This window comes from Bacteroides sp. 1_1_30, assembly GCF_020982715.1.
GTDB lineage: Bacteria > Bacteroidota > Bacteroidia > Bacteroidales > Bacteroidaceae > Bacteroides > Bacteroides xylanisolvens.
In genome coordinates this window covers 1-24,751 of sequence record NZ_JAJKHN010000091.1, presented here as the reverse complement: position 1 = coordinate 24,751, position 24,751 = coordinate 1, and the positions used below count along the sequence as shown (strand labels likewise).

Annotated in this window: 17 protein-coding genes; 3 read left to right on the top strand and 14 right to left on the bottom strand. The window is 41.3% G+C overall.

What is annotated here, in order from left to right:
• Positions 1-416: 416 nt before the first annotated feature.
• The gene (locus LPH68_RS21455; protein WP_151936013.1) at positions 417-4,388 is read right to left on the bottom strand and encodes a hybrid sensor histidine kinase/response regulator transcription factor; all 3,972 of its coding nucleotides are present in this window, start codon (positions 4,386-4,388) and stop codon (positions 417-419) included.
• A 425-nt stretch (positions 4,389-4,813) separates the two neighbouring features.
• Here LPH68_RS21455 and LPH68_RS26655 point away from each other — a divergent pair, with 425 nt between their 5' ends.
• The gene (locus LPH68_RS26655) at positions 4,814-4,936 is read left to right on the top strand and encodes a hypothetical protein (RefSeq protein WP_255299338.1); all 123 of its coding nucleotides are present in this window, start codon (positions 4,814-4,816) and stop codon (positions 4,934-4,936) included.
• A gap of 120 nt (positions 4,937-5,056) precedes the next feature.
• Here LPH68_RS26655 and LPH68_RS21450 read toward each other — a convergent pair whose 3' ends face one another.
• The 11 genes from LPH68_RS21450 to LPH68_RS21400 form a co-directional block, all read right to left on the bottom strand.
• Positions 5,057-5,536, bottom strand: coding sequence for a pyridoxamine 5'-phosphate oxidase family protein (locus tag LPH68_RS21450; RefSeq protein WP_004317010.1), 480 nt, complete (start codon positions 5,534-5,536; stop codon positions 5,057-5,059).
• 190 nt (positions 5,537-5,726) lie between these two features.
• A complete protein-coding gene (rnr, locus tag LPH68_RS21445; protein ID WP_004298552.1) occupies positions 5,727-7,883 on the bottom strand; it encodes a ribonuclease R in 2,157 nt (718 codons plus the stop codon).
• Between the two features lie 217 nt (positions 7,884-8,100).
• Complete coding sequence (locus tag LPH68_RS21440) at positions 8,101-9,228, bottom strand: FISUMP domain-containing protein (RefSeq protein WP_151923775.1); 1,128 nt, start codon at positions 9,226-9,228, stop codon at positions 8,101-8,103.
• Between the two features lie 36 nt (positions 9,229-9,264).
• The gene (locus LPH68_RS21435) at positions 9,265-10,398 is read right to left on the bottom strand and encodes a fibrobacter succinogenes major paralogous domain-containing protein (protein ID WP_151923774.1); all 1,134 of its coding nucleotides are present in this window, start codon (positions 10,396-10,398) and stop codon (positions 9,265-9,267) included.
• A gap of 3 nt (positions 10,399-10,401) precedes the next feature.
• Positions 10,402-11,442, bottom strand: coding sequence for a BACON domain-containing protein (locus tag LPH68_RS21430; protein ID WP_230297126.1), 1,041 nt, complete (start codon positions 11,440-11,442; stop codon positions 10,402-10,404).
• 7 nt (positions 11,443-11,449) lie between these two features.
• Positions 11,450-12,766 carry a DUF4302 domain-containing protein gene (locus LPH68_RS21425; protein ID WP_151923773.1) on the bottom strand — a complete coding sequence of 439 codons (1,317 nt, stop codon included), beginning with the start codon at positions 12,764-12,766 and terminating at the stop codon, positions 11,450-11,452.
• 12 nt (positions 12,767-12,778) lie between these two features.
• The gene (locus LPH68_RS21420) at positions 12,779-13,675 is read right to left on the bottom strand and encodes a putative zinc-binding metallopeptidase (protein WP_049701388.1); all 897 of its coding nucleotides are present in this window, start codon (positions 13,673-13,675) and stop codon (positions 12,779-12,781) included.
• 22 nt (positions 13,676-13,697) lie between these two features.
• Positions 13,698-15,266: a RagB/SusD family nutrient uptake outer membrane protein gene (locus LPH68_RS21415; RefSeq protein ID WP_049701387.1), complete on the bottom strand. Its 1,569-nt coding sequence runs from the start codon at positions 15,264-15,266 to the stop codon at positions 13,698-13,700.
• A gap of 23 nt (positions 15,267-15,289) precedes the next feature.
• Positions 15,290-18,880 carry a SusC/RagA family TonB-linked outer membrane protein gene (locus tag LPH68_RS21410; RefSeq protein ID WP_192923123.1) on the bottom strand — a complete coding sequence of 1,197 codons (3,591 nt, stop codon included), beginning with the start codon at positions 18,878-18,880 and terminating at the stop codon, positions 15,290-15,292.
• 151 nt (positions 18,881-19,031) lie between these two features.
• Positions 19,032-20,195, bottom strand: coding sequence for a FecR family protein (locus LPH68_RS21405; RefSeq protein WP_151923772.1), 1,164 nt, complete (start codon positions 20,193-20,195; stop codon positions 19,032-19,034).
• 62 nt (positions 20,196-20,257) lie between these two features.
• Entirely contained in the window at positions 20,258-20,860 is a 603-nt protein-coding gene (locus tag LPH68_RS21400; RefSeq protein ID WP_004317021.1) for an RNA polymerase sigma-70 factor, read from the bottom strand.
• A gap of 44 nt (positions 20,861-20,904) precedes the next feature.
• Here LPH68_RS21400 and LPH68_RS21395 point away from each other — a divergent pair, with 44 nt between their 5' ends.
• Positions 20,905-21,912 (top strand): NAD(P)-dependent oxidoreductase, encoded by a 1,008-nt coding sequence (locus tag LPH68_RS21395; RefSeq protein ID WP_008643933.1) that lies wholly within the window; start codon positions 20,905-20,907, stop codon positions 21,910-21,912.
• Entirely contained in the window at positions 21,903-22,868 is a 966-nt protein-coding gene (locus LPH68_RS21390) for a phosphatase PAP2 family protein (protein ID WP_004302696.1), read from the top strand. The genes LPH68_RS21395 and LPH68_RS21390 overlap by 10 nt, the downstream gene beginning before the upstream one ends.
• Positions 22,869-22,957: 89 nt before the next feature.
• Here LPH68_RS21390 and dusB read toward each other — a convergent pair whose 3' ends face one another.
• Both dusB and LPH68_RS21380 read right to left on the bottom strand, forming a co-directional pair.
• Entirely contained in the window at positions 22,958-23,953 is a 996-nt protein-coding gene (gene dusB / locus LPH68_RS21385) for a tRNA dihydrouridine synthase DusB (RefSeq protein WP_004317023.1), read from the bottom strand.
• An 8-nt stretch (positions 23,954-23,961) separates the two neighbouring features.
• A partial coding sequence (locus LPH68_RS21380; RefSeq protein WP_370638808.1) for a Fic family protein occupies positions 23,962-24,751 on the bottom strand: 790 nt, incomplete at its 5' end.

The following is a 24,751-nucleotide window of genomic DNA, read 5'->3' as shown; positions in this document are numbered from 1 at the left end:
CCTTTCAGGGCTTGTGGCTGGTGTGTTCTTTTCGTAGGGCGTTGCCCTACGCTATATAATTAAGCCCTTTCAGGGCACCCCAATAAATATATAATTGTAAGGCTTTCAGCCTAACTGCAAAATTCCCATTTAACCGATAAATTCTCATTTAACCGCTAAATTCCCATTTAATTAAGAACGGTACGGAAATGAGGTAAACTCATACAATTATAATTCAAAAAAACTTCCGTAAACATTCTCAAGTATACTTATCACTATGAGAAAAAATACTCATAGGTATGAGAAGAAATACTCATTATAATGAGAACTTTTTCTCATTGCAGTGAGAATATACCCTTGTCAGAATAGGCTGAAACAGTTCATTACTGTACCGGAAACGAGCTAATTTTAATTCAAAACCGAACATGAATGCTTGTCTACTTCCCACTATATTTACTTGGCTGCATCCCGAATTGTTTCTTGAACAATGAACTGAAATACTTCGTGTTGACAAATCCGGTTTCGGCGGCGACATCGGTTACGCTTTTACCTTCTTTCAGCAGTTCGGCAGCTTTTTGTAGCCGTATGATACGGATAAACTCTTGCGGCCCTTTTCCCGTCAGTGATTTAAGGCGACTGTAGAATAGTGTCCGGCTCATTGCCATTTCATGGCACAAGAGATTGATGTTGAAATCGGGTTCATCCAAATGTTCAAGAACAAACTGGGTAGCTTGCATGATAAACCGGCGGTCGCCCTCGGCCATTGTTTCGCTTGCTGTCGTTACGTTTTTGTTGTCGATACTTTCATTGTTTTCATTGCTTTCATTGTCGTCACGTTTGCCGCCCGCCTCTACTTGAGCGATGGCTTGCCGCATGAAAAACTGCCGTTGCCTGTTTCGATTGTCAATCAATCCTTGTACTTTCAATTTCAGTATCTCTGTACTGAATGGTTTGGGGATATAATCATCCGCGCCTTTCTTCAATCCTTCCACTATTGCTTCGTGGTTAGCCTTTGCCGTCAGCAGAACGACCGGAATACCTGATGTGTCAGGATTTTCCTTGACCATTCTGCAAAGCTCGTCACCCCGTATGCCGGGCATCATGACGTCGGAGAGGATGATATCCGGATATTCATTGGCGAGACAGGCGATAGCTTCGTGTCCGTCGGCAACATCAATCACCCGATAGAGGTGCTCAAAGGTCTGGCGGAGGTAGTGACGGAGAGTTTCGTGGTCTTCTACAATGAGCAATGTATTCCGGTCGTCCGGATCTTTTATTTTATCCGTTTCGTGGCTGTTATTATCCGATGTGCCGGCAAGGTGTTCGAGGGATGATTCGTGCGACACGGGTTCGGCTACGGTGGTGGTTCGCGGCAATGTTACGATGAAAGTAGTTCCCTTGCCCTCCTCGGAACAGAAAGTGATTTTTCCATGTAGCATCTTTACAATGCGCTGCACCTGCAACAGTCCGAATCCGGTTCCTTCTTCCTGTGACTGCCGGGCATTTTCGGCTCTGTAAATATCGGAGAAGATGTGCTTCTTCGCTTTCTTCGGTATGCCTATTCCGTTATCTTTCAACGAAAGGATGGCTTTGCGTTTCGTGGCTTTCAAATCCAGGCTGATTTCTCCTTGGGGCATGGTGTATTTGCAGGCATTGGAAAGAAGATTGTCGAGTAACATCTCTATCAGGTGTTTGTCGGCTGAAACGAAAACGGATTCGTCGGGTTGGGTCAGATTCAGTGTCAACTGCTTCTTCTCGCAAAAAGACCGGAAGACGGAGGCTTCTTTCAGCAAAACTTCATTCAGACAAAGCGGAACCGATGAAGAGGATGGCTTGTGGGCGTCTACCTTTTCAAATTCGAGCAATTGTGTAATGAGCGAATGGAGTTTCCGGGTACTTTCATGGGCCAGATTCAGGTAATAACGGGCTTTGTCCGAGAGATCCTGTTCCCGGTTCAAATCCTCCAGCGGTGCCATGATAAGCGTTACCGGCGTGCGAATGTCGTGTGCCGTGTCGATAAAGAAACGTATTTTGTCTTCGTCGTATTTCTTTTGGAGCTGGTTGCTCTTATAGCGCAGGATGAAATAGAAAACGAAGCCTATTATAAATAGGTAAATAGTCCAAGCCCACCACGAGTTCCACCATGGCTGGCTCACTTTCACTTCTAAGGTGCTTTCGGAGATAGTCTTTCCGTCGCTGCGCCGCAGGCTGCGCACCTTAAAAAGATAAGTGCCCGGCGATACCTTGGTGTAGGATGCCTTCCCCTCGGCAGACGGTTTGCTCCAGTCATTGTCATACCCTTCTAAAATATGCTGATAGACAATATCGCGCTGGAAACGATAGTTGATAGATTCAAAAGAAACGGTAAACGAGTTGTATTTATAGCCGAGCCGTACCGCACGGTCGGCAAGCATATCATAGATGGCAGGTTTCAACGATTCTTCTTCCTGGACGTTTTGATAATCAACCGTCAGCCCAGTGAAACGCAGGAGCGTCCAGTAGTCTACGGTTGAGATGTCGAGTGGCATGATAAAGACAGCGCCATCCGTGCTGCCATACACAAACTCGCCGTTCATCAACCGGGCAAATGAGGATTTGTTATATTCCTTGTCTATATTGCCCGCATAGTTGAGGTTCGACACGCGCAGGCTGTCTATCAAGGCAATTCCTTTTCCGGTGCTGACCCACAAGCGTTTCTTGTCGTCTCGCTGCAAACTATATATATCGTTGGACGGCAATCCCTCTTGAACAGTGAAAGTCTTTACCGTCCGGTTTTTCATGTCATATAGATTCAATCCTCCCCCTTCGGTTCCCAGCCACACGGTTCCGTCGTCATTGAACAGCATAGAGATGATATAAGCACTGACATTCTGATTGTGAAATTCCTGGGAATTGGCATAGTGCTGTATATTCCCTGTATGTTTGTCCACCAGGAAGAAACCATTGACGGTAGCCACCGCTACCCGGTTTCGGTCGATAGGTTCAATGGATTGTACCCAATTCACGTCGAAAGACCGTCTGCTGCCTTTTTCTTTTTCAAACATGATCAGGCATCCGTCCAGACCTCCTATCCATAAGTCTCCCTCCATGTCTTGTCTGACGGAGAAAATATAATTGGTGGTCAATTGCCCTTGTTGCTTGGTGAGATGGCGTAACACGCGTCCGTTGTTATCCAGTAGATACACTCCGTCTCCGTACGTTCCTACCCATACGTTCCCATTTCCGGATGTGCAAAGAGAAATGGTTACGATTTCTTTCAGCACGTGTTTCCAAGTGCCTGACAAGGTGTTTCGGATGCTGATTCCATCATCGGTAGCGAACCATTGGTTGCCATCCGGATTTTCTTCGATATCATTCACGTTGTTGCTGATGAGAGAATGGGTATTTCCCTTTTCGTGTATTAATATCGAAATGGGATGTTTCAGCAGGATAGCCACGGATACACCTCCCGTATAACTACCTATCCAGATGTTGCCCTGGTCGTCTCTGGTTACGGCATATACGCCGTTTCCGCGCAGGTAAGTATCTGTGTCATCTTTGGTGTTCATCAGTAAACGGGCTTTCTTGGTGTCCTTGTCTATCGCATACACACCGCCACCGTCTACGCCTATGAGTATGGTATGTACATCATAGTCTGTAATTGCCCGTATCGGATGAAGGAACGTGCTCCCTTGTCCCTCCAGCGCAAGCACTTTGGAAGTGTTGAGGTTCATCACAGACAAACCGCTGCCAAATGTGCCTATCCAGAGTTCTTTTTTCGGTTTGTCGCAGAACAATGTTTGTACATTCCACCCTTCCAGCAGCTGGCGTTTCTTATCCGGCAGGGCGTGTGACAGTTGCCAGACTCCGTTAGAAGTACCCACAAAAAGCGACTCGCCGGCAAATGCGATGTCGTTGACATATTGTCCTTTCAGTACGGCAACTATACGATGGTCCGCTTCTTGCTTGTATAGTCCTTTATCCGCCCCCATCCACCAGGTTCCGTCACTATCCAAACAGAGTTTGTTCAAGATGACTTCTTCCTGAATCAATTGTCCCAGGTGGAGGACTTGCTCAAAATGATCCAGGATGGTGGAGTATCGGTAAATTCGTCCGGTATGGTCGTAGGCAAACAGTCCTTGTTGTGCGTCGTACAATAAGTAAAGCCTGCGTCCGGCAAGATCGCCATAATAGAAACTGCCCGGTAAATCATAGTTCTTTACCGTATGACCGTTGTATCTGTCTATTCCGGTTTTTGTAGCAATCCACATTGCACCGTCTCCATCCTCGACAATCGAAAAAACACGTTGACTACTAAGGCCTTCTGCATAGCCTACATGCCTGACATCGAACATCCGGTTGGTCAGTTCGGCTTTGACAGCCATATTTATCATTAGTAGTAAGGTGATAACAAGATTAAAACGAACCATATTCTTTTAATTGTTGACATTACAAAGATAAAGTTTCTTTAGAAAATCCCAACAGAATAGGGGTGTGAAATTAGAAGGAATATTCAGTAAATCTTCCTAATAATCATGTTATAAACGGCTGTCTTGGTACTGGTGTATAGGGAGAATGGATATTATGAAGCAGGGAAGAATACCTTATCTCCCCTTTATTATTGTATTAAGTTACCGCTCTTCTTGCATCAGACTACCGATATAGTTAGCTTCCCACGGCCGTGACGACTTCTCTTCACGGCCGTGAAGAGAAGTTACCACAGCTGTGGGAAGATCTCCCCACGGCTGTGGTGAATTAACTATATCGGTGGTTTAACGGATGGATAATGAAGGGATAATAGATATATATCGGTTGCACTTCCTACGTAATACAAGGAAGTAGGACAACATTTAGAATGAAACAGGGTGAGGGTAACTGCCTACCCTCACTTACTATCACCTTTACCCTCACACCTGTAATGCCGATGGATAAAGAGATACAAGCAGAGGATGAGGGTGTGAGGGTAAAAGTGTTCTAAACTTTTGTTTAGAGAAATTTGCTTGGAGATACTCCGTCATGCTTCTTGAATGCTGAATTCGTTTCTTAAACGGGTGTGGCACATGAAGTTAAATTCATTAGCCGAAAGCCGGAAACTGTTTTATGGCTTTTCGTTGGCTCGCAGACCGAAGACTTTTCCTGTCATCTGCCGGACAGCTACTTTCCACACTTTTACGTTACGTACGGCAGGATCGGAATAGCTGAATGCGTTGTCTGTATAATGACGCATGATAATATCCAGTGCACGACGTTTATCGTCTATCTCTTCGATGAATTCTACTTGCCCCCGACACATCGCGCTTTCGGAACGCATACTGTAACTGCAGGCTACCTTTTCGTGTTGGTAGACAAGTTTATGTCCAAGGCTGAAAGTGATGCATACATTATTATTATGTTCCAACATCTCTAACTTGCTGCCTTCGGGACCTGAATGCAGATATATGATACCATTTTCATAACCGAAGTTCATGGGAACTACATAGGGATTACCTTCTAAATCTGTAATGCCCACAAAACAGGCATCGCAATGCAGAATAATGGACTCGATTCGTTGTTTGTCTTCGATAATGACAGTCTTCATGGATATATGAATGTTATAATAGTAAGAATAATCAAAATGATACGCTAAAGTACAGACTTACGACTGATTACACAAATCTATGCGAACTTTTTTCTCGTTACTTTCACAGATTTATCTAATCAATCGTATTTCTGTACTAATGTTATCAGGGGTTGAATGAGCTTTTCTGTTTGTTTGAATATTCAAACTTTTACTTTTCTATTAATTCAAAATCCAATTGTTTCTTTTCCAGATTGGCACGAGCTACCCGAACAGTAATAGCGTCTCCCAAACTGTATATTTTGTTTTTGCGGCGTCCGCGAAGACAATAGTTCTTCTCGTCGAATTCGTAGTAGTCATCATCCAGATCACGAACAGGGACCAGACCTTCACATTTGTTTTCGTTCAGTTCTACATAAAGTCCCCACTCGGTTACGCCGGAGATTACACCGTCGTAAATCTGCCCCAGACGTTCGCTCATGAATTCCACCTGTTTATATTTGATGGAAGCACGTTCGGCATTGGCTGCAATTTGTTCCATGTTCGAGCTGTGGTCGCAGAGGTCTTCGTACTTGGCTTCGGATACGCTACGTCCTCCGTCCATATACTTCGTCACCAAACGGTGTACCATCATGTCCGGGAAACGGCGGATGGGAGAAGTAAAGTGAGTGTAATATTCGAAAGCTAGTCCGTAGTGACCGATGTTATGGGTTGAGTAACGTGCTTTCTGCATGGCGCGGATGGATACGGTTTCTATCAGGTTCTCTTCTTTCTTTCCGTGTATGTCGTCCAATAAATGGTTGATGGATTTTGAAATATCAGTCTTCGTTCCGCTTGTACGCACTTTGTAGCCGAAGCGGGCGATGAACTGTGACAAGTTCTCCAACTTCTCCGGATCGGGCAGGTCGTGGATACGGTAAGGAAGCACTTTGGCTTTCTTGTTCTTCGGCACACATCCTATCTTTTCTGCTACGGTCTTGTTAGCGAGCAACATGAATTCTTCCACCAGTTTATTGGCATCTTTTGACTCTTTGAAGTAAACGCTGATTGGTTTTCCTTTTTCGTCAATCTCGAACTTTACTTCGTAGCGGTCGAAGTTGATGGCTCCTGCAGAGAAGCGTTTTTCGCGCAGTGCTTTGGCAATCGTATCTAATGTGAGTACTTCTTCTTTGAAGTCTCCTTCTTTTGTTTCTATGATTTGTTGTGCCTCTTCGTAGGTGAAGCGACGGTCGGAGTTGATAACCGTATGTACGATGCGTGAGTCTCTGACTTCTCCTTTTTCCGTAATATCAAAGATAACGGAGAAAGCTAGTTTTTCTTCGTTCGGGCGGAGTGAACAAATGAAGTTACACAGCCGTTCGGGAAGCATCGGGATGGTACGGTCTACCAGATAAACGGAAGTTGCCCGCTTTTCTGCTTCCTTGTCGATGATGCTGCCTTCTTTTACGTAATGTGTCACGTCGGCAATGTGTACACCTACTTCCCACAATCCGTCCTTTAGCTTGCGGATGGAAAGTGCGTCGTCAAAGTCTTTGGCATCTTTCGGGTCGATGGTGAAAGTTGTTACCTTACGGAAATCTTCGCGTTTGGCAATCTCTTCTGCTGAAATCTCGGCAGGAATCTTATCTGCTGCTGTCTCTACTGCTTTCGGATATACATACGGCAGACCGAACTCTGCAAGAATTGCGTGCATCTCTGTGGTATTGTCGCCAGCCTGACCTAATATATCTATTACTTGTCCGATAGGATTCTTTGCTTTGTCCGGCCATTCGGTTACTTTCACAATGGCTTTATCTCCGGTCTTTCCGCCTTTCAGCTTATCTTTCGGGATGAAAATATCATTGGCTAATGTACGGTTCTCTGTCACCAGAAATGCGTATGACTTAGCTACTTCCAGTGTGCCGACGAATGTATCGTTGGCGCGTTCCAGTATTTCTATCACTTCTCCTTCGGCTTCTCTGTTCTTCCGTTTGGCATAGAAGGTGATCTTTACTTTGTCATTGTTCATGGCATGTGCCGAATTGCGTTCGGCTACAAATATCGGCTCGCCTCCTCCTTCAGGAATAAAGGAATTCTTGCCATTGCTTTTCCGTTGGAAAGTGCCTACCATCTCTGTTCCGTGATTGGTGAGACGGAATTTTCCTTTTTCTATTTCAGAAATATAATCGTCAGCTAAAAGGTCATGTAATATATCGACGCATAACATTTTCTGCGGATGGGTAGTGAGACGCAGTTCCGAAAATATATATTTCATACTCAAGGTCTCGCTGGATTTGGCATGGAAAAAGTCTATTAATAATGCTGCCAGCTCTTTCTTACTCATTCTTTTGCCGGCCTTTTTCTCTTTCTTTTCTTTCTTTTTTGCCATATTATATGGAATTTATTAGTAGTTCAATCATTGATAGGATACAAAGTAAACAAATTTTTGGTTAGTTTGTTGTCAAGGTCTGTTTATTTTTTGATTTGCTTTTCTGTGAAGTATTAAGTCGATAGAGAAATATTGCTTGATTATTTATAAACAGAAAAAGAGGCATGTCATCCCGACACACCTCTATGTATACTTAAGAGAGATTTATATTATTAAATTAGTCTTTTATACAGCGTATAGGAAAACCACGTTTGGGGGTTATTCCATATTTAGAATAAGTTATTCCATAGCTATTATTACTAAAAGTAATATTTCCTGCTCCTTGGCTTTGCATTTCTGTGGTCCAGAAATCAGCACCACTTTCTGACCAGCCAAAGCTTCCTGTTTGATAGCATTGCCCGGAAGGAATAATTGTAAGTCCGTAAGTATTACGAGGTCCATTTGCCAAGTCAGGGTTCATGTCGGAGTTTCCGGAAGCACTCCATCCTTCAAGACCTGCTAATGCTGACCAAACATTCTTGCAATTTGGATCAGAGTGTTTGTCTCCAAAATCATCTTCCCATACATCTCCTTCGACAGGGGGTAATTGTTCAGCTACAAAATTTTCTAATATTTTCCACTCTGCTTTACTAGGTAGGTGCCATCCACTTGGACAGATTCCTTGTACTCCACTTGGTACAGCATCTGCGTCCTTCCCTTCTTCATTTTCTTTGTTCATTGCAGCATACCAATTATATAGAACTCCATATGTTTTGTATGTTTCAGTATTTTTTGCGGCATTTACATCTTCACCATCGTAGTCATAAACGAAATAAAGAGGTTCTCCTTCGCAAGTAGCGGCAGCGGCAGGTTTATTCACTTTAGGTAAATAAGCCAGATTTTCAGCCATCCATGTCTGCTCACCGATTTCTACGGTTTTGTATACATGGTTATCACGTGAATCAACCATTTCTCCTTCGCCAGGTTCAGGAGTGGGTTCCGGCTTTGTCAGAGTGATGTTAACTTCGCTTGTAGCCATTGTTCCTTGATCACCTTTGACGGTTAATTCAATTTTTAATGCTCCTTCGGCTTGGTTAGCTTCAAATGTATAATCATAGCTAAAAGGCACAGCAGTAACTTCTGATATAGCTTTGCCTCCTACTTTTAATGTGACGTTTGAGATTTCACCAGAGTCAATCGTAGCTTCTCCTTTGATTGTCATTTTTTCTGCAATGTTTACCATAGCTCCTTCAGCAGGTGCAGATATGGAGCATGTTACATGTTGCTCGGGAGTAGGGTCGTTGTTGTCGTCACCACAAGCAATTAGTCCTAAGACTGCGAATAAAAAGAATCCAAATTTTTTCATAAATGTATTTATATTTAGTGAGTAATAATATAATCGTTAGTCTTTGATACAACGGACAGGAAGACCTACTCCCGGATTGAATTCTGCATTGGTTACAAATGTGTGGAGGTCTGACCATAAACGTACGGTGATACCGAATTCAGGTCCCATTTGTACTCCGGCTGTCGAACTCCACCAGCCGGCACTGTAGCAGGTATGCATCCAATCTTCGTCACCTGCACATGCACGGAATCCGATGGGTAAACCGTTGAACAAGGTTGCATTATTCTTTTCCATTTCTACGCCAACCCAAGTTGGTTGAGGTTCTATTTCTGTATATTCTGGCAGCATCCACATTGTTGTTGAAGCTAAAGCTTTTGCTATGGCTGTTTCGTCTACTTGACCATCACTCATGATAGCGGCCATGCCGGAGTCTAAAACATATTTAGATAATGTCTGCCATTCTTTTTGCGACGGAATATGCCATCCGTCAGGACAAACACCTTTTATATTTCGTGTTTCATCTTCTCCTAATGCTGTTTCACCTTGAAGTGCTGCAGGTAAGTTATAGTAGGCTCCATAAGCTTTTAAATAAGCTTTTCCCAAGTCTGTTTTGATATCACTGTCGAACATGACATAATATTGGGGCGCTGTTGAAGATATATCAAAATTCTGTTCCGGTAAATAGCGTAAATTTTCTGCCATCCATAACTGGTCTGCAAGTTGTACCGTCTTGTATACATTTCCATCACGTGTATCTGTGAGGTCTTCTCCATATTGAGGTGGTGCAGGTCTGTCACCGAGTTCTGTTGTGACAGTAATAGTTGCCAAAGCACTGCCTTCATGATCTCCTTTGACTGCTAATTCAATTTTCAACTCTCCTGGTTCAGCTTCCTTGGGGAAAGTGTATTCATAGTAGAATGGAACCGAACTTATGTCGGTAATAACTTCTCCTCCTACTTTAAGTTCAGCGGAGATAATTTTACCATAGTTAGTCGTTCCTTCTCCTCTGATAATCAGTTTGTCTGATATTATAACGGTTTCTCCGTTAGTCGGCATAAATATCTCACAGCTTACCTGTTGGTCCGGAAGTATTTCTCCTCCTCCGCCTGCGGTGCTGTTGTCATCTTTACAGCTTGCACCAAGTAATCCTAATGCCACGATAAAGCTAGTTAATAGTATCTTTTTCATATGTTATTGGATTATGTCTTCTTTAAATAGAATACAATTAATAAAAATGGACAGATTGTCTATAACTTTCTGTAGTTTTGCATCTTCATATACCCGGAAAACAAAACCGAAAGGATCACTTTCTTTTATTCCGGAAAAAGCGAAAACGAATGTTCCGTCTGTTAACATTACGGGGCCTAATGAGATTGTTACAGAAGGATCTTTTACATAATATAGGTCAGAGCTAAGAATTTCGAATGAGAGATATAAATTGTCCTCGAAGACTCCTAGGTTTTGACCGGCCCCAAAAGCCAGGCAATTGTCTATGGCTTTTGCTTTCAGTTTGTAAGGCAATCCGGTTAGAATGTTTGAAAGCTGGTATGTTCCGTCTTCCTGTTTCTCAATGGTGACATCTTTCAAACCGTAATTCATTTGCCCGTCTGAAAACATGCCTTGCCATGTTCCGGTAAGTTCGTCAACATCATATTGTATTACCTGATAAGAAGCCGATCTGTCTTTTGCTGCCACATTGACAATAGCTCCTCTCATTTTTCCGGAGGTATTTTCTTTTACCTTGAAATTTATTCCCTTCGCATTCTGTTCAAATGACAACCATTCTTGAGCTTCTGCGGGTATGTCTATTGTATAATCGAAAGAACTTTGTAGTTTTATTGGCAGAGTAGCTGCTTTATTGTCGGTACGGAGCATCCATTCGTCTTTGCCGAAGATGAAAACAGCTCCGGATTGATTGATGTTGAATGCTTCTGTCTCTACTCCGTTACTGATTGTCAATAAAGCATTTCTACCGGAGTACCCGGTATTTTCTTTTACTTCGAATACCACTTCATTAGGATTTACTTCTTTCAGCACACACCAATCGACGTCAACATCTGCTGTTATATTTCCTGTTGACTGAAGTTGTATGTATCCTTTTCCGCCGGTAGCTTGGAAATTAGTATTTACAGCTTTGATTTCTAACTTGGATTCGCTGCTTTCCGTATCATTGCATCCCGCTATTGCTACGCTGCAAAGTACAAATAAGAATATATTAAAAAGCTTTCTCATAATCGTATTAATTACTTTCGTTTTCTTTTACCATTAAGATTGAGTTATACCAGCTCCAGTAACCCATTAGTCCGGAGGTTGAATATTCATCAGATGAATAAGCCCAGATTATCAATGATGTATTTTCCTGGCTTGCTTTATCCGCAAAGTAAAAAGTGAAAGGGTTGCTGTTTGTCGTCACATTTACCAATCCGTTGCGTAGGCGTGATGGCAGACTTAATTCTGTGTGGGCATAGCCTTCCACACCTGCCGCGCACGCAAAGTAATAAGACGAGGAAGAAGTCGAACTTATACTTTGTGAATCTAAGACCAGTTTTCCGCTGGCTTTGTCATACTGGAGGGTGAAGTTGAATCCGCCAATACTTTTCAGTGTATAACTTTCTCCTCTGACTTTAGGAGAGATGGTTACAGATTGCGAAGTTGGCCCTTCGTCATAATCGTCAATCGTTGCAGTGTAGGTACCGATATAGTCTTCATATTGTAGATAGTTTTCGGGATAATATTCTTTAAGTACGATGTCAGTTGCTCCTGCGTCGGTACAAACAAATAGTCTGGACTTTCTATCCCATTTGAAGTTCTGGACTTCAAGTCCGTTGACATTGTACGGGGATTGTAACTTTAATCCTTTTTCTGTGTAGATATAGGGTAAACTTCTTGCACTACTATAATCGGCGCTGTAAGCGGAGAATGTAGCCATTGTGCCATTGTTGCGTATAAAGTAATTCAGTACTTGTCTGCCTTTCTCCATGCGGTATGTATTTAGAAAAGCATCTTTCTCAATGTTAATGATATCTTCAATCTGAATACGCCATGGTATATCTTTGGGCATAGGCGTCATCTCCATTATGTTTTTGTATTTTTTTCCTTGCAGAATTACTTTGTCGGGAGTTGCGCTCATTATAATAAACTCGTAATCCCCTCCTAGGTTCATGTTCAGGCCTAAAGGACCTGAAAACATATGGATCAGTGGGTTGTATGAGTCGAAAGTGAGCATTGTGCTTTGTTCCGATTTTACTTGATACAGAGAGGTTATTATAGTTCCCGGTTTATAGCTTTCTGCGCCTGTTTCCGAAGCCATTTCTACCTGCTTCCCGTCAAATTTCATTAGTAAAGTGATTGCACCTGCAGAATAGTTGCTTCCTATGTAATATTCCAGTTTCCAGCCGTTCGGCACATCTTTAAGAATCTCCTGGCATTTGATTACATCGGCTGTGGCTCTATTGGCAGATGATTCGTCGAATATTTCTTCTTCGGAGAAAAGACAAGATTGCAAAACAATGCAGGCCAATGCCAGAAGTGTGTATATGGATAGATATTTCTTCATAATTTTCATATTTTATTCAATAATACTTAAGTCTACATAGCCGTTTGCTATGTCATCCTGGCGTCGTAGAACAATCTCGCGTAATTCGTCCAGATTGATTCCCCAGGTTTGTTCCATATAACTATAGACTATTTCGAATTTCTGCTTTATGAGTGTACGGCCGTTTTCACCGGCATTTTGCAGCATGTTATTCCAGTAGTCTTTGGTATTTGTGACATACACTGCGATGTTCTCCACAAAATCTTCACGTGATTCACTCATTGCATAAGGAGTGACAAATCCTTGTTGCCATGCATTGCGGTCGGCTCCCACCATATACCAGTCGCTACCGATGTAGGCATTTTCCGTAATACGGTCAAAGGCCGGATCATAGTTTTTAGTTTGATGCAGAATATGTGCGAACTCATGGTGCATTGTCTGGAAATAGTAGTCGTTTAACAGGTTAATATCTATTTGGTCGGGATTGATGTCATTTACATTGTATAATGTAATTTTCATGCCGCCTTCAGCTGTTCCTAATACCATAGTTCCATTGTCTTCATAGGCGGGGGAACCGATAAAGTGGATTGTCTTAGGAATATATTGGCGTAAGAAGTTCGGATTGCCTGTTGCTTCATCGTATGCTTCCAGCCACACATGTTTGATAATTTTAGCCAGTACCACAGACTTTTTGTATTCGGCAGGTGCTAATATGTGTGTCATGTCGCTCTCGTTATCTTCCATGCGATATTTTAATGCAATGTTGTATGGATGGGTATAATTGCCTAATATCCACTTGTCGAATGGGCTACGATCTACTTCTTCTGTGGAGAAAATGCTGTTTGCTTTGTCTACGTCTTCGTCATTGTTGCAAGCACCCAGTCCACAGGTCAATGTCATGATTAAACTGTATATGATGTATTTCTTCATATTTTTTTCCTCCTAAAGTTATTTAGTCATTTCTTGGATTTGGTTGCATACCTGCTGTAATGACACTGGCCGGTAGCTGAATTGCACGTCTGGGGTCATTCGTGTCCATCTTGTCGGTGATATTCACCAAGGTATAACCTTCATAATAGCGGCGGTAGATTATAATACCATAGCGTTTTATATCTTGCCATCTAAGCCCCTCTTCTAAGGTTAGCAGACGTCTTGCATGTAGAATACAATGTATTAGATTCTCCTGCATTCCTTTTTCTACTACAAAATCCGGATGCAATTCCTTTTTTACTGTCGGAGCTTCCGGTGTGTAATATTTTAGTCGGGCATAAAAATCATTGATTGTCTCCTTGGTCAAAGTTTGGGTGTTTTTTGTAAAGGCTTTCTGCCAGGCATCTATATCAGCGGCAGCTTCGTCATAACGTTTTAGTAACGTGTAGGCTTCAGCTCGGCAAAGCAATGCTTCGTCGGTGGTAAAAGCAGGATACAGCATGTAGCCGATCCAACTGTTGCCCGACGTGAATTGCTGATAGATAACTAAGCGGCGGAATCCGTTCTTTATAGAGCCACCGGGTGAAAATGGGATCTGATGATAACTTGACTGATCTCCCCATGGACCTTCGGATTTACAACTTTCCGAAGCAGTAATATTGTTCATGCAATACCTTTCGCAGTTGGCATAACCCGGATCGGAAACCAATGGCCAATATGAAGCTGCTGATATTACCATTAGATTGGCACGGTTATCTGCATCTACATAAGCGTTCGGCTGTATATTCTTGTTGGGAGATAAAGCTCCTAATGCAGCCCAGTCACGTAAATATTGGGACGCATTATTACCGAGTACTATATTGGCATAATTGATAACTTTCTGACAGTTGGAAAAATCCGGTTGTGTATAATATAGATAAAAGCGGGCTGCAAATGCATAAGCGGCCTTCTTATTAAAATGATATTTTACCCGTGAGTAAATATTGTCATCAATTAAAGGCAGTCCTTCTTCTAAATCGGCTGCAATATTTTCGTATACTTCAGCAACTGTTCCGCGTGAGTATTGTGGATTTACAGATGTTTCCGGTTCTTTTATGTAAGGTATACCCAAGTCTTTGTCTCCATTTGTACCATACGCTTTGCAGAATGTGGTAGCTAATACAAAATGATTGTATGCACGGCATATCAAAGCTTCGCCTTTTTGGGCTGATAATGATTGAGGATTTCCCATCTGCTCAATAGCCGCCAAGGCTTGGTTGGCTGATGCAATCGAGTTATAACAGTCATTCCATAGAGCATGGGGAGAGTCCTGATTTTCTTCAGTCGTTTGTTGCCAACGGTACAAATGTTCGTTTAATCGGAAAAGATAGCTGTATGCTCTGCTATTTTCATCAATATTGTCACTGTAAAATTCTCCTATGTGACAGTTGGTAGTCATAGGATATGCAGATACCAGAACTTTAGTAATACTTTCTTCAGTAGTCAATTCAGTTCGGTTATCCGGCATTTCATCTAAAAAATCACTACAGGAAGTTGTTTCCAGACATAGAGCTGAAATGAGTGTTGTATATAAGACGTTTCTGTATTTCATCATTTTTATAATTATCTGAATGGTTAAAATCCTAATCTAAGAGTCAATGTAAACTGACGAGGTACAGGGGAAGCTACTCCACCGGTATTGAAGAATTCCGGGTCCTGTCCGTTGAGTTTTTTATCTGCATAAATCAGGAATAAATTGGTAGCCTGAAGTTTCAAAGATAAATTAGATATCTTTGCTGGTGCAATCCATGATTGGGGGAAGTCATAGGACAAGGATATTTCCTTCATACGGATAAAGTCTCCCTTGGCAATTCGTTCTGTAGAATAATTGTAGGCATTATATGCATACATTAAATCTTTATTATCTTCATATTGGCGTTTCGAGATAATAGCGGGGATATTCGTGCGTTTCTCATCACCTGGCACTGTCCAGCGATTCTTGAATTCGCGTGGCATAGAAGATAAGTCACTGTATTGATAGCTGAAACATGGATTCAAACGTACTACATTACCAAATGAATAGGTGATGAATACATTCAGTTTGAATGCTTTATAAGTGAAAATATTACCAAAACTTCCTGTTATGGTAGGATCAGTAGGACCTTCATATTTTAGGTAGTCTATGTTGTCACGTGTCTGAAAATCAATATCGGTACTGGTTATTTTTCCATTGATATTATACATCGGGATACCATTTGAATTTAGGCCGACAAATGGAATGGAAAACAAACCACGTACCGGGTAACCCTGACGGGCAAAACCGTAACCTGAAACTAAATCCATTACGCTGGAACGGGCATTCAGTTCTGTAACTTTATTTTTTGCTTTGGAAAAGATGAAGTCTGTATGCCATGAAAAGTTTTTCGACTGGATATTCTTACTTGAGATGGTGAACTCGATACCATGTGATTTCATGGAAGCTATATTGGCATATTTGTAGATAGAACCGCCTACTCCTTGTGTCGGGGTAATACCAATCAGGTCATAGTTGTTGCGTTTATACCAGTCGATCGAAAAATTGATCCGGTTGTCTAAGAATCCCAGGTCGGCACCGATGTTCAACTCATGCTTTTTTTCGTAGGTTAATTCACTGTTTTCAGGATCAGATACATAAAGTCCTGTTTCCTGTCCGCTGGTGAAAGGACGAAATGGTGAATAACTAGTGATTATGGCATGTGAGTTGGTCACATATTCCGGTCCTCTATCGGCTGTTAAAGAGTAGGATGCTTTGAATGTTAAGTGTGACAGTACAGAGCTGAATGTCTTGAAGAAATTTTCTTCATGTACATTCCATGCTCCTGACATATTCCATGTAGGAAGCCAGCGGGAAGAACGGCTTTTTCCCATGCGATTGGTGCCTTCATAGCGGAATGTTCCGTTTACTGTATAACGTCCATCATAAGAATAAGTTGCGTTGGCAAAGCCTGCTACACTTCTTGTTGTTGTATGGTTTAATCCATAATAGCTTTCACCGGATTCAATGCCCTTCTTGAAGAATTCATATACATACGATGGTATTTCACCCATTGTATATTGCATTCCCCATCCTTGAAAATAATTTTGCATACGTTTCAAATCATTTACTTCCATACCGGCGAAAAGATTGGTTATATGCTTTTCTGCAAATAAATGATTCCAGGATGCTGTGGCACGGAAGTCTACCCCCAACATACGATAGTCCTTACGCTGGTAAATACCTCCTTCCGGTAGTATACTGATAGGCAAAGCATACGGATTATCCGGATTGGTATACAATAAGTTGTTTTCGTCACGAATGGTAGCGTCGTCCATTCCTGTGCGATAAGCGGTTGCCTGATTCGAGTGATCTTTGATATTGTGTTCTTGTGAAGAAGCCTGATATCTGACTGCTCCTAATGCACTTAGCTCTAACTCCGGAAGTGCTTTCCATTTTATTTCTCCTTGAAACTTAACATCAGCTACATTCAAATCCATATAATTGTTATCCAATTCATGGAGGATATTGAACGGTGCATAGTTGGCTGTATAGTCAACTGTTGGATCTAGTGCACGTGATGTATTTAGTGCATACGAATAGGGATTGATGTCAAACTGACGGGTAACTTCTCCACTTGCTGCATTAACCTCTGAACTTAGTGTCCCGGGGGCTTTCTGTTTACGGTAGGAAGCACTGGAGATCAGGTTTATAGATAAATTCTTATATATATTATATGTTGTATTTAAATTAGCAGTATAACGTTTTACTTCGCTTTGTTTATACCATCCCGGATCTGACATCGCACTTAATGAAGCATAGAATGAAGACTTTTCAGTTCCGGAAGTGATACTGACCGAATGGTTTTGTGTAACGTTGTTGGAAAATAAGGTATTGAACCAGTCGGTATTTCTCATTTCCGCTTCGCGCAGGTAAGCATTACGTGCTTCCGGCGTGTTGGCAAGTCCGAATTGTCCTGTAGCCGGGTTATATTGATTGATTAATTGATACATACGTCCATATACACCACTATCTTTGGCACGGTAAGTATCGCTGTTATTAAGCCATCCTTTCTGCTCCATCTCTTTGTAGATTCCCATTTGTTCCTGCGAATTCATAATGTTGAATTCTTTATAACTGGGAATCATACGGGTTGTAAATTCACCGGTATAGCTCATTTTGCTAACGCCGGCTTTTCCCTTCTTGGTTGTTACTACAATAACCCCTGCCATGGCTCGTGCGCCATAGATAGAGGTTGCTGATCCGTCTTTCAATATTTGAAAGCTCTCGATATCATCTGAATTCAACCCGGCAATGGCTGAACTGATTAGCGTCTCTGCATCTCCTGAAGATAAGTCATCCGGACCTACGTCAATAGCATCCTCCATGATGACTCCATCTACTACCCATAATGGCTTTGAACTACCGAAAATAGATGTGGCACCGCGTACCCGGATTTTCGGGGCAGTACCAAACGTGCCGGAAACATTTTGTACAGATACGCCTGCGGCGCGTCCTTCAAGTCCACGGCTGATATCAGGCAAACCATCTAGTTTCACTTCATCTGCGGACAATTGTTTGGTTGCTCCTGTAAACAGGCGTTTATCCATTTTTTGCATACCTGTTACTACTACTTCTGATAAAGTTTGTACATCAGGCATTAATGTAACATTCATAGTTGGGGTAGGAGTCAGATCTTGTGGCTTCATTCCTATATAAGAAAATTGTAACAGGGATTTATTGGATACATTTTCTATCGAAAACTTTCCGTCTATGTCTGTTAATACACCGGACTTGCTTCCCTTGATGACAACAGTTGCACCGATGAGAGGCTGTCCGTCATCACCGGAAATTACCACTCCTTTTACATTGAATACTTTCGCTTGTTTGGAAGGACCTTTGGAAGTAATTGTGATAAATTGATCTTCAATATGGTATTCTAGTGGCTTATTGGCTAAGATAATATCGAGAGTCTGCTCTATACTCTTATCTTTGACAGAGCCGGAAACGGTGAATTTCTTGACATCGTCATACGTAAATAGGATTTTGTAGCCGGAGAGTTTTTCCAGACGTTTAAGTACGGATGGCAATCGTTCGTTGCTAATCTCAATCGTGATTTTCTTTTGTGATTGCGTTTGAGCATTAACTTGGTAAGGCTGGAAGCACAATACGCATAGAAAACACACAATAAATAAGTTCCAATTATTTCTCATACGTTTGTTTTTAATAACACTATTTGGATATGTTTATATAACTAATGCGTATGAGAAAAGAAAATGGATACCCCTTTTGCGATTTATTTTTTAATAAAAGTGATATTTTGTTGTTTATTGCATAGATTTGTTATACTTATGCAATAAAAACCTAGTCTATGGTAAGCGTATTGCCTTGCAAGGTGACAGTGACTTTTTTCATTCTGTTAAGCAATGAGATTGTATGCTCTAAATCTTTAGTGCGATCGGATATGAAATGCATTTTATATGTCATTGCTTCTTTGTTTCTGAATTCTATGTTTACATTGTACCAGCGTCCTAAGTTTTGCATAATATCTTTCAATGTAATATTGTCAAAATAGAAATAGCCGTCTTTCCAATAGACGTAAGAGTCTAAGTCTACTTCTGTTAGAACGAAATTTCCATCAGATTGCAGGTGTGCGTCTTCTCCCGGATATAGTCGGGTATATGATCCTCCTTTTGTGTTACTTACTTCTACTTTCCCGTTAATAAGTACTACATGAGTATCTTCGGGAGTATAGCTACGTATATTGAATTCCGTGCCGAGAACGCGGGTTTGGACTGTCTTGGTTTTTACAATAAAGGGATGCTTGGAGTCTTTGGCCACCTTGAAATAAGCTTCGCCTTCTAAAGTAACGATACGCTCGTTGCCAATAAAGGCTGTAGGGTAAACAAAATTACTATTAGCATTCAGCCAGACTTCTGTGCCGTCACATAATACCACTTTGAAACTTTCACCTCGTGGTACGGTAAGTACATGTGTCTGTGTAGTTGTTGAGATGACTTGCCTATAATCCAGCTCTTTTTTTTCAGACTTTGCGATGGCGGTTTTAGGCAGGACTTGATTGTTTGACTGCGGTTCGTCTAACACAACTTTTTCTCCGTCATCTTTTTGCAAAACAATATGTTGGGGAGTAGTATCAGCAGTGAATACAGTGATTGGTTCGAGTGCAGGGGTTGTCAGGCTATTAATTAAATAGTAACTCCCGAATAGAACGGTAATCATGGCGGCTATTCCGATAGTTATCTTCCAGAGATTGGAACGCATTCGTGTTGAATGTTGTTTTTTCTTAAATCGCTCCAATTCCATTTCTACATTAGGAAGCTCTATTCCTCCTTTTTGTTGTAGGAAAAGACTACTATCCATGATGTCGCGACAAGCTTGCAGGACTTCTTTATCTTTAAGCATCTCCTGCAGCTGTTCGTCGTTTATCTCTGAAGAACTCTCCATGATGTCGAGCGCCTTCTCTACAGATTCATCTGTATTATTTATATTGTCAATATCTTTATTCATCACTGTTTGACTGTATCATACTTATTTATATTACGTTTAATCATAAAATAAAGATACCTGATTTATGATTTTTTTGCACATTCTTCACGTATCACCTGTAATGCTTTCACAATATGCTTCCTGACTGCACTGACACTGATATTTAATTCTTCTGCCACTTCCTGATATTTCTTGCGTTGAATATAACATTCTTCTAAAATATGCCTGGTATGTGGAGTCAGTTTTTCCATTGCCTTGCTGATATGCATCATTCTTTCATCCTGCTCCAGATATTCCGTTTCAACATAACTTTTGGTCAGTTCGGAATAGATTTGTACATACTGTTCATGTATATTCTGATGTCGCAGGAAGTCAATGCTTTTGTTGCGAACGTAAATGTATAGATAAGATTTAGCCGTGGCTTTATCTATTTTTGCATAATTGGCCCAAATAAATTCGAAGGCGTCGCTTACGATATCCTTGCTAGCCTCCATATTATTAATCAGGTGAAATGCATAATAATAAAGTTGAGGATAGTACTCTTTAAAAAGAAAATCAAAATCGGCCTTATCTTCCACGTGCTTTAAAAGTGTTGAATAGTAAATAAATCGCGTTGCAAATAAACAAATAATAATTGAGAAAAGCAAAATGGCTTTTATTTTATATTTATCGTATCTTTGTGGCATCATATTTTTTCAATTAATATTCATGTAGGACCTGAAAAGTAATAATGGAGAGTATTTTAATTACAGGCGCGAGTGGTTTTATCGGCAGTTTCATCGTGGAGGAAGCGTTGAAGCGAAAGTTTGGTGTGTGGGCCGGGATTCGTTCTACGAGTAGCAAGCGGTATTTGAAAAACCGGAAAATCCACTTTCTGGAACTGGATTTTGCGCACCCTAATGAACTTCGTGCCCAACTCTCCGGGCATAAAGGCACTTACAACAAATTTGATTATATCATTCATTGTGCCGGTGTTACAAAGTGCCCCGACAAGCACTCTTTTGACTATGTAAATTATCTTCAGACCAAATATTTTATCGATACGTTGAAGGAGCTGAATATGGTTCCGAAACAGTTTATCTATATCAGTACATTGAGTGTGTTCGGACCTGTACGTGAGAAGGACTATACTCCGATAAAAGCGGACGACCCTGCGGTACCCAATACTGCTTATGGATTGAGCAAACTGAAAGCGGAGTTGTATATTCAGAGTATGCCCGGTTTCCCTTATGTCATTTATCGTCCTACAGGAGTCTATGGACCTCGTGAAGCTGATTACTATCTGATGGCAAAGTCTATCCGGAAACACGTTGATTTCTCGGTAGGTTTCCGTCGTCAGGACTTGACCTTTGTGTATGTAAAAGACATTGTGCAGGCTATTTTCCTGGGAATAGAGAAAAAAGTAGTTCGTAAGGCGTATTTTTTGACAGACGGGAAAGTTTATAAAAGCCGTGCCTTTTCGGATCTGATACAAAAAGAATTGGGTAATCCGTTTGTTCTTCACTTGAAATGTCCATTAATTGTGCTAAAAGTTATATCTTTGTTCGCTGAATTCATTGCTACACGTTCCGGGAGGAGCAGTACCCTGAATTCGGATAAATATAAGATAATGAAACAACGCAACTGGCAATGCGATATAACCCCGGTAATGGATGAACTGGGGTATGTGCCCGAATATGATTTGGAAAAGGGAGTTCGGGAAACCATTGCCTGGTATAAAAATGAAGGATGGCTTTAGACTTATTTAAGCGCGTAGAAACCCGGAAAGGGTTGTTTGCTGTGGAAAAGATTACATTGATTTATAATCTGTTGACTTCCATATTGATTCTGTTCCTGTTTCAGCGGATGGATCATCCATGGCACATGTTGCTGGATAGGGCGATGATCGCGGCTATGACTTTTTTATTGATGTATCTTTATCGTCTTGCTCCCTGTAAATTTTCGGCGTTTGTGCGTATTGTCATTCAGATGAGTCTGCTGTCTTACTGGTATCCGGATACTTTCGAGTTCAATCGTTTCTTTCCGAATTTGGATCATGTATTTGCAACTGCCGAACAGTTTATTTTCAATGGTCAGCCTGCTATTTGGTTCTGCCATACGTTTCCACATCTTATAGTCAGCGAGGCATTCAATATGGGATATTTCTTTTATTATCCGATGATGCTGATTGTGGCTCTATTCTATTTCATTTATAAATTTGAGTGGTTCGAAAAGATGTCTTTTGTGCTTGTCACTTCTTTCTTTATTTACTATCTGATTTATATATTCGTTCCTGTTGCAGGCCCTCAATTCTATTTTCCTGCCATTGGTATTGATAATGTATCTAAAGGTATTTTTCCTGCTATCGGTGATTATTTCAATCATAATCAGGAGTTACTTCCCGGACCGGGCTATCAGCACGGATTTTTTTATAGTTTGGTGGAAGGCTCGCAGCAAGTGGGTGAACGTCCTACGGCGGCATTCCCCAGTTCGCATGTAGGCATTTCTACTATTCTGATGATTATGGCTTGGCGTGGCAGCAAGAAGTTGTTTGCCTGTCTTATACCTTTCTATATGTTGCTCTGTGGGGCTACCGTATATATTCAGGCGCATTATGTGATTGATGCCATTGTTGGTTTCTTCTCTGCATTCCTATTGTATGTAGTCGTAACCTGGATGTTCAAAAAGTGGTTTGCGCAGCCGATGTTTAAATAGAAACCAAAGACCTTGACGTTTTAATTAGATCATGTTATTCTTCAGGAACAAGTACAAGTTCCTGAAGAATAGATATAATAGGTGCTGATTTAAATTTCCGGATTTTCTTTGCGTTGGGAAGTGATTTCATCAAATATCCGGAAAAGCTCTTCTTTTGTTTCTGCCCGTAACATCGCAATACGTGTGTTGCGGAAGTTAGGGATTCCCTTGAATAGAGGGCTTGCGGCCAGATGACGGCGTACATGCAAAATACCTCTACGCTCATCGAGCAGATTAACGCTGTCTACCACTTCCTGACGAAGTACTTCCATACACCATTCAAAACTAAGTGGAGGTAATTCTTCACCTGTCTCTAAATAGTGTTTTACTTCCTTGAATATCCATGGACGACCGAAGCTGGCGCGACCGATCATCACAGCATCTACTCCATAACGGTCAAAACACTCCTTACAGCGTTGAGGACTGGTCACGTCTCCATTGCCGATAATGGGAATATGCATTCTCGGATTATTCTTCACTTCGCCTATCAGTGTCCAATCCGCCTCTCCGGTATACATTTGTGCGCGGGTACGGCCATGTATAGTCAATGCGGCTATGCCACAATCTTGCAATTGTTCCGCTAATTCTACAATTACTTTATTGTTTGCATCCCATCCCAAACGAGTCTTCACTGTTACGGGTATTTTCACCGCATCTACGACAGCACGGGTGATCTCCAGCATCTTGGGGATATTTTGTAGCATACCTGCTCCTGCACCTTTTCCGGCGACTCTTTTCACCGGACATCCGAAGTTTATATCCAGAATGTCAGGTTGTGCCTGCTCTACAATCTTGGCAGCTTCCACCATTGTCTCTGTATCTTTCCCGTATATCTGGATGGCGACAGGACGTTCTGCGTCACTGATACTTAGTTTCTGTGCAGTCTTGCTGACAGCACGTATCAGTGCATCACTCGATACAAACTCGGTGTACACCATGTCTGCTCCGAATTTCTTGCACATCAGGCGGAAAGCCGGATCGGTTACATCCTCCATCGGGGCAAGTAAGATGGGGTGTTTTCCTAAATCTATATGGGCTATTTTCATATATAATATTACTGCTTATTAAAGTTTTTATTGGTTGCTTTATATTTCTGTTTCGGATGGTTGGGAATTCCGGGGTATAGTCTCTCTATTGTACCGTTTTGAAGCATTCTGGGGATAATAAAATTGATAAGATATTTAGGTGTTTTATGAACTTTTGTTGCTATTTCTTCAATACTAATATAGTCTTGTGATAGCGAAATGATGAGTGCTTGCAATTCTTCAAAAGTCATTCTTTGTTTATTTTGCTTTGAACTCTCCATGTTACTCTTCAGACTCTCCATATTACTTTCCGAGCTCTCCATATTACTTTCCGAGCTTTCCATATTATTCTCTGAACTTTCAACCTTATTTTCCAAAGTTTCAAACTTTCCCTCAGATTCATTAATATGGTATTTCGTTCCTCTGCCATTTCCTTCTGCAATCAAAAATCCTTCATTACAGAGTTTTTTTAGCATCTTTGTGATATCTGAACGATGTTGAGGAACAACGTATTGTAGTTGAGTGTTATTAATCTCATTTTCACTATAACAAGTAACCAAAGCCGTTAACTCATCTTGGGTTAGTTTTTCAATCTTTCCATCAAATAGTTCTTTTAGTTTGATTACAGCATCATCCGGTAATAAACTTATCATAGGTAAAGTTAGTTCCACCTTGTCCGGACGGTTCAATTCTTCAACATACGGTTTTTGCCAGTTAGCTTCTCTCCAACCTTTTATAATCTTATTTACACCGCTACCAGCTTTCTCCGAGAAACCGATTAGCATGAACATTTTTTGTAATGCTTTATTACGGCATACG